The organism is Microbacterium sp. SL62 (genome assembly GCF_026672635.1).
Lineage (GTDB): Bacteria > Actinomycetota > Actinomycetes > Actinomycetales > Microbacteriaceae > Microbacterium > Microbacterium testaceum_A.
Genome location: NZ_JAPPRM010000001.1, coordinates 2381164 through 2394585, shown reverse-complemented (window position 1 = coordinate 2394585; position 13422 = coordinate 2381164). Strand labels below are relative to the sequence as shown.

General features: G+C 69.4%; 13 protein-coding genes. 11 read left to right on the top strand and 2 right to left on the bottom strand.

Going from position 1 to position 13422, the window contains the following annotated elements; all coding sequences use genetic code 11:
* Positions 1-28: 28 nt before the first annotated feature.
* Positions 29-283, bottom strand: coding sequence for a hypothetical protein (locus OVA26_RS11510; protein ID WP_056230625.1), 255 nt, complete (start codon positions 281-283; stop codon positions 29-31).
* Between the two features lie 153 nt (positions 284-436).
* Between OVA26_RS11510 and OVA26_RS11505 the strand changes: the two genes are divergently transcribed.
* The 10 genes from OVA26_RS11505 to OVA26_RS11460 all read left to right on the top strand — a co-directional run bounded on the left by OVA26_RS11505 (position 437) and on the right by OVA26_RS11460 (position 11233).
* Positions 437-1924 carry an alpha,alpha-trehalose-phosphate synthase (UDP-forming) gene (locus OVA26_RS11505; protein ID WP_074696863.1) on the top strand — a complete coding sequence of 496 codons (1488 nt, stop codon included), beginning with the start codon at positions 437-439 and terminating at the stop codon, positions 1922-1924.
* A complete protein-coding gene (gene otsB, locus OVA26_RS11500; RefSeq protein ID WP_268104149.1) occupies positions 1921-2700 on the top strand; it encodes a trehalose-phosphatase in 780 nt (259 codons plus the stop codon). Before OVA26_RS11505 ends, otsB begins: the two co-directional genes overlap by 4 nt.
* Before the next feature lie 140 nt (positions 2701-2840).
* On the top strand, positions 2841-4559 hold the full coding sequence (gene ilvD / locus OVA26_RS11495; protein ID WP_056230630.1) for a dihydroxy-acid dehydratase: 1719 nt from the start codon (positions 2841-2843) through the stop codon (positions 4557-4559).
* A gap of 46 nt (positions 4560-4605) precedes the next feature.
* Positions 4606-6414 carry an acetolactate synthase large subunit gene (locus OVA26_RS11490; protein ID WP_074696861.1) on the top strand — a complete coding sequence of 603 codons (1809 nt, stop codon included), beginning with the start codon at positions 4606-4608 and terminating at the stop codon, positions 6412-6414.
* A 1-nt stretch (position 6415) separates the two neighbouring features.
* Positions 6416-6925 (top strand): acetolactate synthase small subunit, encoded by a 510-nt coding sequence (gene ilvN / locus OVA26_RS11485; RefSeq protein WP_056230635.1) that lies wholly within the window; start codon positions 6416-6418, stop codon positions 6923-6925.
* A gap of 66 nt (positions 6926-6991) precedes the next feature.
* A complete protein-coding gene (gene ilvC, locus OVA26_RS11480; RefSeq protein ID WP_056230637.1) occupies positions 6992-8017 on the top strand; it encodes a ketol-acid reductoisomerase in 1026 nt (341 codons plus the stop codon).
* 98 nt (positions 8018-8115) lie between these two features.
* Complete coding sequence (locus tag OVA26_RS11475; protein ID WP_268104148.1) at positions 8116-8643, top strand: DNA polymerase III subunit gamma/tau; 528 nt, start codon at positions 8116-8118, stop codon at positions 8641-8643.
* Positions 8640-8978 (top strand): hypothetical protein, encoded by a 339-nt coding sequence (locus OVA26_RS11470; RefSeq protein WP_056230642.1) that lies wholly within the window; start codon positions 8640-8642, stop codon positions 8976-8978. The genes OVA26_RS11475 and OVA26_RS11470 overlap by 4 nt, the downstream gene beginning before the upstream one ends.
* A gap of 338 nt (positions 8979-9316) precedes the next feature.
* Complete coding sequence (gene serA / locus OVA26_RS11465) at positions 9317-10921, top strand: phosphoglycerate dehydrogenase (protein ID WP_056230644.1); 1605 nt, start codon at positions 9317-9319, stop codon at positions 10919-10921.
* Between the two features lie 120 nt (positions 10922-11041).
* Positions 11042-11233, top strand: a complete 192-nt coding sequence (locus OVA26_RS11460) for a hypothetical protein (protein WP_268104147.1) — start codon at positions 11042-11044, stop codon at positions 11231-11233.
* A gap of 17 nt (positions 11234-11250) precedes the next feature.
* Here OVA26_RS11460 and OVA26_RS11455 read toward each other — a convergent pair whose 3' ends face one another.
* Positions 11251-11793, bottom strand: coding sequence for a TetR/AcrR family transcriptional regulator (locus OVA26_RS11455; protein WP_056230649.1), 543 nt, complete (start codon positions 11791-11793; stop codon positions 11251-11253).
* Positions 11794-11872: 79 nt separating this feature from the next.
* On the opposite strand from OVA26_RS11455, the gene OVA26_RS11450 reads away from it, so the two are divergent.
* Positions 11873-13411 carry an MFS transporter gene (locus OVA26_RS11450; protein ID WP_056230651.1) on the top strand — a complete coding sequence of 513 codons (1539 nt, stop codon included), beginning with the start codon at positions 11873-11875 and terminating at the stop codon, positions 13409-13411.
* The last annotated feature ends 11 nt before the right edge of the window (positions 13412-13422 follow it).

Sequence of the window (13422 nt, the reverse complement as noted above, 5' to 3'; positions counted from 1 at the left end):
GCCGCGGCATCCGTGAGGTCTCCGTGGGTCAGCGCGCGAGCCGCTTCTTGAACAGCTTCTCCTGCTTCTTCGAGACGGGGGAGTCCCCCGAGATCACGCGACCCCGACGCGCGCGGCGCGTGTCGACGACCGCGCCGATCGCGAGCGCGAGAGTGATGCCCCAGCTCAGCCACGCCAGCGCCGTGCGCCAGGTGAACGGCTCGTCGTTCTTGAGACCGCGCAGGAGCGTGACGCCGCCGGTGATGGCGCTGAGAAGACCGGTTCCGAAGATGTACTGCCGCATGAGCCCAACCTATCGAGCGGCGTGATCCGGCGCCGCACCTTGACAGCGGAGCGCGACCGGCCCGCGCGCGAGAACGCACGTATCGCATCCCGTCCACCCCCGTGCGCGGATCGGGCCCGCTGTTAGCCTGAGGACGATCCCCGAGGAGGACCTGTGACCCAGGCCGATTTCGTCGTCGTCGCCAACCGACTGCCCGTCGATCGCACCCCCGACGGCGAGGGGTGGCGACGCTCACCCGGCGGTCTCGTCACCGCTCTCGAACCCGTCATGCGTCGCGCCGAAGGCGCCTGGGTCGGATGGGCCGGTCAAGCCGATGCCACCGTCGACCCCTTCGACTTCGAGGGCACGCACCTCGTTCCCGTGACCCTGTCGGCGTCCGACGTGCAGCTCTACTACGAGGGCTTCTCGAACGACACCATCTGGCCGCTGTACCACGACGTCATCGCCGCGCCGACGTACAAGCGCGCGTGGTGGGACGCCTACGTGAAGGTGAACGAACGCTTCGCCCGCGCCGCCGCCGACGTGACCGCCGAGGGCGGCATCGTGTGGGTGCAGGACTACCAGCTCCAGCTCGTCCCCAAACTGCTGCGCGAGCTGCGCCCCGACCTCACGATCGGGTACTTCCACCACATCCCGTTCCCCGCCTACGGCCTGTACTCGCAGCTGCCCTGGCGCAAGCAGGTGCTCGAGGGACTTCTCGGCGCCGACGTCATCGGATTCCAGCGCGTGGCCGACGCCGGCAACTTCGCCCGGGCCGTGCGGCGACAGCTGCGATACGAGACCAAGGCCAGCGGCATCTTGGTGCCCGACTCCCAGGGCGGCACGCGCGTCGCCCTTGCGAAGGCATTCCCCATCTCGATCGACGCCGAGTCGTACATCGAGCTCGCGCAGAAGCCCGAGATCCAGCAGCGCGCGAAGGAGATCCGCGAGGGGCTCGGCAATCCGCGCAAGATCCTGCTGGGCGTCGACCGCCTCGACTACACCAAGGGCATCCGCCACCGCCTGAAAGCGTGGGGCGAACTGCTCGAAGACGGCCGGGCCACCGTCGAGGACGCCACCCTCGTGCAGGTGGCGAGCCCGAGCCGTGAGCGCGTCGACGCCTACGTGCAGCTGCGCGACGAGATCGAGATGACCGTCGGGCGCATCAACGGCGATTACGACACCACCACGCACACGGCCATCCGCTACCTGCACCAGTCGTACCCGCGCGAAGAGATGGTCGCCCTCTTCCTCGCGGCCGACGTCATGCTCGTCACCGCGCTCCGCGACGGCATGAACCTCGTCGCCAAGGAGTACGTCGCCAGCCGCATCGACAACCGCGGCGTGCTCGTGCTGAGCGAGTTCGCGGGAGCCGCCGACGAGATGGGCAGCGCGCTGCTCATCAACCCGCACGACATCGACGGGCTGAAGGACCAGATCCTGCGCGCGATCGACATGCCCGCCGCCGAGCAGGGCCGCCGCATGCGGGCCCTGCGCAAACGCGTACGCGATCACGACGTCGAGGACTGGTCGCGGGAGTTCCTCGAGGCGCTCTCGGTCTTCCACGAGAAATCGTCGAGCGCCGCCGCCGCCGAGGTGGTCGAACACGACGACGGTTCGGTCCCCGAACGCGAGCCCATCGACGAAACGGATGCCGAGTGACCGCCGCCGACGCGACGGTCGAGGCCGTCGCCACCACCGACACGCTCCTCGTCGCCCTCGATTTCGACGGCACGCTCTCGCCGCTCGTCGACGAGCCGATGTCGGCGCGGATGACCCCGGGTGCGCGGGCCGCGGTCGACGCCCTCGCGGTGCTTCCGCGCACGGTCGTCGCCCTGGTGTCGGGGCGCTCGCTCGGGCACCTGCGCGAGATTGCCGAGCACGACGACTCCTCGCCCATCTGGCTCGCGGGCTCGCACGGCGCCCAGTTCTGGGTGCCCGGTGCGGGGATCGAAGAGACGGGCGACGACGCCGCCGACCTCGAGCTGCGGGACGAGCTGCAGAAAGAGGTCCTCGAGCGCACGGCTGACATGGCGGGTGTCTGGATCGAGCCCAAGGAGTACGGTCTCGGCGTCCACACGCGCACCGCGGATGCCGCGACCGCTCGGGCCGCCCGTGCTCTCGTCGACGAGATGCTCTCCGATCGAGCGCCCTCGTGGCGGCGTCGCACCGGCCACGACATCCTCGAGTTCTCGTTCCGACACGAGGGCAAGGACTCCGCCGTGGCGCGCTTGCGCGAGCGCGTCGGGGCGACGGCCGTGCTGTTCGCGGGCGACGACGTCACCGATGAAGATGCCCTGAGCTCCCTGGATGCCGGTGACCTCGGCGTGCGCGTGGGCGGGGGAGACACCGCGGCGACGCTCCGCGTGGACGACATCGACGCGTTCGTCGCGGTGTTGGAAAATGTGGCGCGCCTGCGTCGTGCGCACGTCGACTGACGCGACGCCACCTCGACGATCCGCGTTCGCGCGGAAGTCGATGCGGCCGGCACCGGACGCGGGGTTCACGCGCGCCGATTAATCGAGCGTTCACGGCCTGCGGAGCATCGGGTGTCGTACCCGCGCAATAGACTTCGAGAATGCCCGCACCGCAGAATCCGAACACCGGCGAATTCGACATCAAGCCCCGCAGTCGCGTCGTCACCGATGGCATCGAAGCCACCACGTCGCGCGGAATGCTCCGCGCCGTCGGCATGGGTGACGAGGATTGGGACAAGCCCCAGATCGGCATCGCGTCGAGCTGGAACGAGATCACGCCCTGCAACCTCAGCCTCGACCGCCTCGCGCAGGGCGCGAAAGAGGGCGTGCACGCCGGCGGCGGGTACCCGCTGCAGTTCGGCACGATCTCCGTCTCCGACGGCATCTCGATGGGCCACGAGGGCATGCACTTCTCGCTCGTGTCGCGCGAGGTCATCGCCGACAGCGTCGAGACCGTGATGATGGCCGAGCGCCTCGACGGCTCCGTGCTGCTCGCCGGCTGCGACAAGTCGATCCCCGGCATGCTCATGGCATCCGCTCGCCTCGACCTCTCGAGCGTCTTCCTCTACGCCGGTTCCATCGCCCCGGGCTGGGTCAAGCTCAGCGACGGCACCGAGAAGGACGTCACGATCATCGACTCGTTCGAGGCCGTGGGCGCGTGCCTCGCGGGCAAGATGAGCGAGGCCGACCTCAAGCGCATCGAGTGCGCGATCGCCCCGGGTGAGGGCGCGTGCGGTGGCATGTACACCGCCAACACCATGGCGTCCGTCGCCGAGGCCCTCGGTCTCAGCCTCCCCGGCTCCGCAGCCCCGCCCTCGGCCGACCGCCGCCGCGACTACTTCGCCCACCGCTCGGGCGAGGCCGTGGTCAACCTGCTGCGCCAGGGCATCACCACGCGCGACATCCTCACCAAAGAGGCGTTCGAGAACGCCATCGCCCTCGCCATGGCGCTCGGCGGCTCGACCAACGTCGTGCTGCACCTGCTCGCCATCGCGAACGAGGCCGAGGTCGAGCTCAACCTGCACGACTTCAACCGCATCGGCGACCGCACGCCCCACGTGGCCGACATGAAGCCCTTCGGCCAGTACGTCATGAACGACGTCGACCGTCACGGCGGCATCCCGGTCATCATGAAGGCCATGCTCGACGAGGGGCTGCTGCACGGTGACGCGCTCACCGTCACGGGCAAGACCCTCGCCGAGAACCTCGCGGACCTGAACCCCGACCCGGTCGACGGCAAGGTCATCCACTCGTTCAACGACCCGATCCACGCGACCGGCGGCATCACGATCCTGCACGGCTCGATGGCCCCCGAGGGCGCCGTGGTGAAGTCGGCCGGCTTCGACGGGAACGTCTTCGAAGGCCCCGCCCGCGTGTTCGAGCGCGAGCGCGGCGCGATGGACGCCCTCGAGGCGGGCGAGATCGCCGCCGGCGACGTCGTGGTCATCCGCTACGAGGGTCCCAAGGGCGGTCCGGGCATGCGCGAGATGCTCGCGATCACCGCGGCCATCAAGGGCGCGGGCCTCGGAAAAGATGTACTACTGTTGACGGACGGACGATTCTCAGGCGGCACAACCGGCCTGTGCATCGGCCACATAGCTCCCGAAGCGGTGGACGCAGGTCCCATCGCCTTCGTGCGCGATGGTGATCTGATACGGGTCGATATCGCCGCTCGCACTCTCGACTTGATCGTCGATGACGCCGAGCTGAGTTCCCGCCGCGAAGGCTGGGAACCGCTTCCCCCGCGCTATACCCGTGGCGTTCTGGCCAAGTACTCCAAGCTCGTGCACTCCGCCGCGGAGGGCGCGGTCACGGGCTGACGGCCGTCCCCCTTCTCACCTTTCTCCCGGTTCTCGAGGTACTCCCATGTCCATCGATTCCTCCACGGCAGCCATTCCCCGGCCGCCCGCCCGCACCGCTCCGGCGCCCGTGATGACGGGTGCGCAGGCGGTCGTCCGCTCGCTCGACCTGCTCGGCGTCACCGACGTGTTCGGTCTGCCGGGCGGGGCGATCATGCCCGTCTACGACCCGCTCATGGACGACGAGCACGTGCGCCACATCCTCGTGCGCCACGAGCAGGGCGCCGGTCACGCGGCCGAGGGCTACGCCGCCGCCTCGGGCAAGGTCGGCGTCGCCATCGCGACGTCGGGCCCCGGGGCGACCAACCTCGTCACCGCGATCGCCGACGCCTACATGGACTCGGTGCCGCTGGTCTGCATCACCGGCCAGGTGTTCTCGACCCTCATGGGAACGGATGCCTTCCAGGAAGCCGACATCGTCGGCATCACGATGCCGATCACCAAGCACTCGTTCCTGGTGAAGACCGCCGAAGAGATCCCCGGCGCGATCGCCGCGGCCTTCGAGATCGCCTCGACCGGTCGCCCCGGTCCCGTGCTCGTCGACATCACCAAGGACGCCCAGCAGGCCGAAGCGCCGTTCGTCTGGCCGCCCAAGGTCGAGCTCCCCGGGTACCGCCCGGTGACCAAAGCGCACGGTAAGCAGATCCAGGCCGCGGCCCAGCTGCTCGCCACCGCCAAGAAGCCCGTGCTGTACGTGGGCGGCGGCACGATCCGCGCGAACGCCTCGGCCGAGCTGAAGGTGCTCGCCGAAGCGACCGGTGCGCCCGTGGTCACCACGCTCATGGCGCGCGGCGCGTTCCCCGACTCGCACGAGCAGCACCTCGGCATGCCGGGCATGCACGGCACCGTTCCCGCGGTGCTCGCCCTGCAAGAGAGCGACCTGATCGTCTCGCTCGGCGCGCGCTTCGACGACCGCGTGACCGGCAAGGCGGCGCTCTTCGCCCCGCACGCGCAGGTGGTGCACGTCGACATCGACCCCGCCGAGATCTCGAAGATCCGCACGGCCGATGTGCCGATCGTGGGCGACCTGAAGGACGTGCTCGTCGACCTCGACGCCGCCTTCCGTGCCGTCGACGCCGAGCAGCCCCACGACTACACCGAGTGGTGGACCTACCTGAACGGGCTCCGCGAGGAGTTCCCGCTCGGCTACACGCCCACCACCGATGGTCTGCTTTCGCCGCAGTACGTGATTCAGCGCATCGGCGAGATGACCGGCCCCGAGGGCGTTTACGCCTCGGGCGTGGGCCAACACCAGATGTGGGCCGCGCAGTTCATCAAGTACGAGCGCCCGAACGCGTGGCTCAACTCCGGCGGTGCCGGCACCATGGGCTACGCGGTGCCCGCGGCCATGGGCGCCAAGGTGGCCCAGCCCGAGCGCGCCGTGTGGGCGATCGACGGCGACGGCTGCTTCCAGATGACCAACCAGGAGCTCGCGACCTGCGTCATCAACGACATCCCGATCAAGGTCGCGATCATCAACAACTCCTCGCTCGGCATGGTGCGCCAGTGGCAGACGCTGTTCTTCGACGGCCGCCACTCGAACACCGACCTGAACACGGGACACGGCACCCGCCGCATCCCCGACTTCGTCAAGCTGGCCGAGGCGTACGGATGCCTGGCGATCCGCGTCGAGAAAGAAGACGAGATCGACGCGGCCATCCAGCTCGCGCTCGACACGAACGATCGCCCGGTCGTGATCGATTTCGTCGTGAGCGCCGACGCCATGGTCTGGCCGATGGTCCCGCAGGGCGTCAGCAACAGCTACGTCCAGTACGCGCGCGACCACTCGCCCACCTTCAACGAGCAGGAGGACTGAGATGTCCCGCCACGTTCTGAGCCTCCTCGTCGAGGACAAGCCCGGTCTGCTCACGCGCGTCGCGGGCCTGTTCGCCCGCCGCGGCTTCAACATCGAATCGCTCGCCGTGGGTGTCACCGAGGTGCCGGGCCTCTCGCGCATCACGGTCGTCGTCGACGTCGAGGGTCTGCCGCTCGAGCAGGTGACCAAGCAGCTGAACAAGCTGATCAACGTCATCAAGATCGTCGAGCTCGACCCCGCCAGCTCCGTCCAGCGCGAGCACGTCCTGGTCAAGGTGCGCGCCGACAACGCGAGCCGCTCCAACGTGCTCGAGGTCGTGAACCTCTTCCGCGCGTCGGTCGTCGACTACGCCCCCGACGCCATCGTGATCGAGATCACCGGCGACTCGGGCAAGGTTGCGGCCTTCCTCAAGGCGATCGAGCCCTTCGGTGTCAAGGAGCTCGCGCAGTCGGGCCTGCTCGCCGTCGGTCGCGGCGGCAAGAGCATCACCGAGCGCGTTCTGCGCGGCTGAATCTTCCCTTCTTCCATTCACCAGCGGCCCCTGAGCGGGGGCCACGACTCAAGGAGAAACATCCTCATGGCAGAGATCTTCTACGACGACGACGCCGACCTCTCGATTATCCAGGGCAAGAAGGTCGCGATCGTCGGCTACGGCTCGCAGGGTCACGCCCACGCGCAGAACCTGCGCGACTCGGGTGTCGAGGTCGTCATCGCGCTCAAGGACGGCTCCAAGTCGGCCGCCAAGGCGCAGGAAGACGGCTTCGAGGTCAAGAACGTGGCGGATGCCGCCGAGTGGGCCGACCTGATCATGATCCTGGCGCCCGACCAGCACCAGCGTTCGATCTTCGCCGACTCGATCAAGGACAAGCTCACCGAGGGCAAGACGCTCGCCTTCGCGCACGGCTTCAACATCCGCTTCGGCTACATCGACGCCCCCGAGGGTGTCGACGTGATCCTCGTCGCCCCCAAGGCTCCCGGTCACACCGTGCGTCGCGAGTACGTCGCGGGCCGCGGCATCCCCGACATCATCGCCGTCGAGCGCGACGCCTCGGGCTCGGCCTGGGACACCGCCCTGTCGTACGCCAAGGCCATCGGCGGCACCCGCGCCGGCGTCATCAAGACGACCTTCACCGAAGAGACCGAGACCGACCTGTTCGGCGAGCAGGCCGTGCTCTGCGGCGGAATGAGCCACCTCGTGCAGGCCGGCTTCGAGACCCTCGTCGAGGCGGGCTACCAGCCGCAGATCGCGTACTTCGAGGTGCTGCACGAGCTCAAGCTCATCGTCGACCTCATGTGGGAGGGCGGCATCGCCAAGCAGCGCTGGTCGATCTCCGACACCGCCGAGTACGGCGACTACGTCTCGGGTCCCCGCGTCATCTCGTCCGACGTCAAGGCCAGCATGAAGGCCGTCCTCAGCGACATCCAGTCGGGTGCCTTCGCTGAGCGCTTCATCGCCGACCAGGACAAGGGCGCCCCCGAGTTCCTCGAGCTCCGCGAGAAGGAGCAGGGTCACCCCATCGAGGCGACCGGCAAGGAGCTGCGCGGCCTCTTCGCGTGGAAGCAGCAGGACACCGACTACGTCGAGGGTTCCGCCGCGCGCTGATCCTCTCGTCGAACGCCCCGGGACCTCGCGGTTCCGGGGCGTTCGCCGTTTCGGCGGGGCGCGGCCCGGCGGCGGGGGAGCGCCGCTACCGTGGAGCCGTGAGCATTCCGCGCGATGACGACGCCCTGTCCTGGGGCGGTGACGACGACCCCACCCTCGACGTCGGCGAGAAGCACGCGCCGACCCCCGTCCCCGGCGGCGAGGTCGAGGCCGGGCCGATCGAGCCCCTGCAGCCTGCCGCGGCGCCGGTCACCCGGCATCCCGAGCCCGTCCGCTCCGAGCCGGTCGCGGTCGACGACGTCGACGATGAGGATCCGGATGCCGCCCACGCGGCGCCCCTCGGAAACGTGGGTCTCGTGGGGATCGGCATGGTGGCGGCGACGTTCCTGCTCTTCGCGATCGGCTGGCTTCTCGCGGGACTGCGGCTGAACGGCCTCGGTCTTCCCATTCCGTCGGTGACGGTGATCGCCCTGACGATCGGCGCGGCGCTCGCCCCGGTCGTGTGGTTCGTCGCCGTGCTCGCTCTCACGCGCAGCTGGCGCACGTGGCAGCGCTTCCTGCTGCTGATCGTGGGGATCGTGCTTCTCGTTCCCTGGCCGTTCCTGTCGTTGGGGGCCTTCGCATGAGCACTCCCGTTCGCACCCGCCACCTGCCGACGTGGCTTCTCGTCACGATCGCGGGACTCTTCGGCCTGTTCTACGCGTACGTCGTGTGGAGCTCGGTCGCGCTGCTGATCCAGCAGGTCAACGGCCCCCTGGGGCTCAACGGTCTGGGCTGGTTCGTGTACATCCTTCCCATCGTGTTCCCGCTCGTCGCGTTCGGTGTGGCCTTCGCGATCGGCCAGCGGCGAAGGGCTGGCGAGCTCGCGATCGCCCTCCTCGCGGGGCTGACGCTCTCCGCCGCGTTCTGGCTCGCGATCGTGGGTTACGGCACCACCTCGTACGGCCTGTACGGCGGCTGAGGACGAGGGTCCCGGCATCCGGGGTCCCGTTCTGCTCGCGCGCGGCGTTGTCCTCCGCGAGAAAGCATCTCGCTGACATCTCGGCGTCACGCTGACGTGGGCTCGTCAGCGAGATGCGGTCTCATGCGGCGGAGGTGTCGGCGCGATGTCTACCCGGCTCCGCCCTGCTCGGCTTGCACACGGCCAGCGCAGCCCGGACGTGCGGCGTCACACGGTCAGGGCGCCTCGTGGCTCCGCGCTAGGCTGACAGACGGCCCGCACGGGTCGCGCGCCCGGTTCGCGCCGGCGGTGTGCGACGGTGCGCGGCCGTCCCCAGCACCGTTTCGAAGGACGTATCCGTGACGAAGCCCGTCGTGCTCATCGCCGAAGAACTCTCTCCCGCCACGATCGACGCGCTCGGCCCCGACTTCGACGTGCGCAACGTCGACGGGACCGACCGCCCCGCGCTGCTGTCGGCCCTCGCCGACGCCCACGCGGTGCTCGTGCGCTCGGCCACCCAGATCGACGCCGAGGCCCTCGCCGCCGCGCCGTCGCTCAAGGTCGTCGCCCGCGCCGGTGTCGGGCTCGACAACGTCGACATCAAGTCGGCCACCTCGGCCGGCGTCATGGTCGTCAACGCCCCGACCTCCAACATCATCTCGGCCGCCGAGCTCACCGTCGGTCACGTGCTGAGCCTCGCGCGCCGCATCCCGGCCGCGCACGCCTCGCTCGCGCAGGGCCTGTGGAAGCGCAGCTCGTTCACCGGAACCGAGCTGTTCGAGAAGACGATCGGCATCATCGGCCTCGGTCGCATCGGCGCCCTCATCGCCGCGCGCGTGCAGGGCTTCGACATGCGCGTGATCGCGTACGACCCCTACGTCACCGCGGCCCGCGCGCAGCAGCTCGGCGTGCAGCTGGTGTCGCTCGACGAGCTCCTCGAGCAGAGCGACTTCGTCACGATCCACATGCCGAAGACGCCCGAGACGACCGGCATGATCGGCGCCGAGCAGCTGCGCCGCATGAAGAAGAGCGCCTACGTCATCAACGTCGCCCGCGGTGGCCTCATCGACGAGGAGGCGCTCTTCGACGCCCTCACCACGGGTGAGATCGCCGGCGCCGGTCTCGACGTCTTCTCGACCGAGCCCCCCGCCGAGGGCGGACCCGCCCGCAAGCTCCTCGACCTGCCGAACGTCGTCGTCACCCCGCACCTCGGCGCCAGCACCGAGGAGGCGCAGGAGAAGGCGGGCGTCTCGGTCGCGCGCAGCGTCAAGCTCGCCCTCGAAGGCGATCTCGTTCCGGATGCCGTGAACGTCGCCGGCGGCGCGATCGACCCCTTCGTGCGCCCCGGTATCGCGCTCGTCGAGATGCTCGGCCAGTTCTTCAGCGGCCTCGCCGACAGCGCCCTCACCAGCCTCGAGATCGAGGTGCGCGGAGAGCTCGCCCAGTACGACGTCAGCGTCTACCGTCTCGCCGCCCTCAAGGGGTACTTCAGCCGCATCGTCAGCGAGAGCGTCTCGTACGTCAACGCCCCGCTCTTCGCCGAGCAGCGCGGCGTCGAGGCGCGCCTGGTCGTCGAGGCCGAGAGCCCGCTGTACCGCAACATCACGATCCTGCGCGGCACGCTGGCCGACGGCTCGGCCCTCGAGGTCGCGGGCACGCTCGCCGGCACGCGCATGGTGCCCAAGGTCGTCTCGATCAACGGCTACGAGATCGAGGTGCCGATCGAGCAGCACCACGTGGTCATGCGTTACGCCGACCGCCCCGGAATCGTGGCGATCTACGGCCAGAAGCTGGGCGAAGCGGGCATCAACATCGCGGGCCTGCAGGTGGCGGCTCCGGATGCCACGGGCCGGGCGCTCTCGGTGCTCACGGTCGACTCGCCGGTGCCCGACGAGATCCTCGTCGCGATGCGCGAGGCCGTCGGCGCCGACCTGTTCCGACAGATCGACATCGTCGAGGGCTGACGCCCCGGATTCTCGTTCCGGGGGAGGGGGTCGCTGCGGCGGCCCCCTCTTCCGTTCGTTTTCGGCGCGCACGTTCCCCGCTCTGGGGCGACACATAATCGGGCGGATGACACTTCGCTCGTGGCCCTCGTCCTTCGCGTCGTCTCCGCCGGTCTCGGCATCCTGTTCGTCGTCGCCGGAGTGGCCGATGTCGTGCGCCGCACGCCGTGGGGCTTCGTCGGTGTGATCGGCGGGGCGCTGATCCTGCTCGGGGTGGTGATCGAGCTCCGGCGCGAGCGTCATGAGCGGCGGGTCCAGCGGCTGCGCGACTGACCGGCGACTCTCGCGGTCTAGGTCGCCGCGGCGACGACGCGGGCGATGAGCGCGTCGAGGTCGGCGCCCTCGAGGGCCGGGCCGGGGAGGGCGTTGAGGTCGAGGACGGCGTTGAAGTACAGCCCGTCGCTGACGAGCAGCACCATCTGCAGCGCCGTCTCGTCGCGCGTGTGCGCACGGAGGCTGTCTTCCCAGAGCTCGCGGACACGACGGAGGGAAGCCGAGGCGGCGTCGCTGCCGTTCTGCGCGAGGCGGGACACGGCGAGGATGGTCACGTCGAGGGGGGAGCCGGTGTTCTGCGAGGAGCGCAGGTGAGCTGCGACCACGCCCTCGTCGGATCGCTCGATCTCGGCGACGTCCTCTTCGGCGAGCCTCTCCAGCCGCTCGACGAGGGCCGCTTCGAGAGCGCTCTTCGAGCCGAAGTGATAGAGCAGGCCGCCCTTCGACACGCCCGCACCGCGCGCGGTGGCATCCATCGTCGCGGCGCGTTCGCCCTCGTCGACGAGGATGCGGCTGAAGGCGTCGAGGACGGCTTCGCGGGCGAGAGGGGGACGGCTCATGACTCCTCGATCGTACTGGCGGCGGTCGGCATTGCTCTGATACTATACCGGCTGGACGGTTAAGAAACGGATTCGCACAATGCTCACCTCGTCGTTGCCCACCTCGGAGATCACCGTGACGCGTGCCGGTTGGCGCGGGTGGTTCGCGCTGGCCGTCCTCATGCTGCCGGTGCTTCTCGTGTCGGTCGACAACACGGTGCTGAGCTTCGCGCTCCCCGAGATCGCCCTGTCGCTGCAGCCCTCGAGCATCGAGCAGCTGTGGATCATCGACGTCTACCCCCTCGTCCTCGCCGGGCTCCTCGTCACCATGGGCACCCTGGGCGACCGGTTCGGGCGTCGCCGCATGCTCCTGATCGGGGCGACCGGTTTCGCGGCGGTGTCCGCGCTGTCGGCGTTCGCGCCCACCGCGGCCCTGCTCATCGCCGGCCGCGCGCTCATGGGCGTGTTCGGCGCCATGCTCATGCCCTCGACCCTGTCGCTGCTGCGCAGCATCTTCCGCGACCGCGACCAGCGTCGCATCGCCATCGCCGTGTGGGCGTCCGGCTTCTCGGCGGGAGCGGCACTCGGTCCGATCGTCGGTGGCTTCCTCCTCGAGCACTTCACGTGGGGCTCCGTCTTCCTCATGGCGGTGCCGGTGCTGGTTCCGCTGCTGATCCTCGCGCCGTTCTTCGTGCCCGAGAGTCGCGACCCCCACCCGGGCCGATTCGACCCCGTGAGCGTGCTGCTGTCGCTGGCGACCATGGTGCCGATCGTCTACGGCATCAAGAAGCTCGCCGTCGACGGCCCCCTCTCGCTCGCTCCCGTGCTCTTCGTCGTCGGGGTGGTCTTCGGCTGGCTGTTCGTCCGGCGCCAGCGACGCCTGGCCACGCCCATGCTCGACATGACACTGTTCCGTCAGGGCACGTTCTCGGGCGCGATCCTGGTCAACCTGCTCAGCGTGGTGGGGCTCGTGGGCTTCCTCTACTTCGTGGCTCAGCATCTGCAGCTGGTCGTCGGGCTGTCGCCGATGGTCGCGGGCTTCGCCCTGCTGCCCGGGCTCGTGCTCATGATCATCTCGGGCCTCGCGGTGGTCGCGGTCGCCAAGCGCTTCCCGGCGCGGGTCGTCGTGCCCGTCGCCCTGTCGTTCTCGGTGGTCGCCTACGTCATGGTCGCGCTCTCGACGGCCGATCTGACGCTGCTGATCATCGCGTTCGCGCTGCTGGGCATCGGTATCGGGGCGGCCGAGACCGTTTCGAACGAGCTGATCCTCTCCAGCGCTCCCTCGGCGAAGGCCGGCGCGGCCAGCGCGGTCTCCGAGACCGCGTACGAGGTGGGAGCCGTCCTCGGCACGGCGGTGCTCGGCGGCATCCTCGCCGCCTTCTACCGGGCTCAGCTCGTGTTGCCCGCGGGACTCCCGGATGCCGCGGCCCAGGCCGCCCGAGAGACGCTCGCCGGGGCCGTCGCGGTGTCGAACACGCTGGACGACGTCGCCCTGGCCGACGCCCTGCGTCTCGCCGCCGCGCACGCCTTCGACTCCGGGGTCGTGATCACGGCGCTCATCGGAGCGGGTCTGATCGTCGTGGCCGCGGTCATCGCTGCCACTACCCTGGGAGGATCCCGCAGCACGTCGAAGAAGTGACGTGCCCGAGC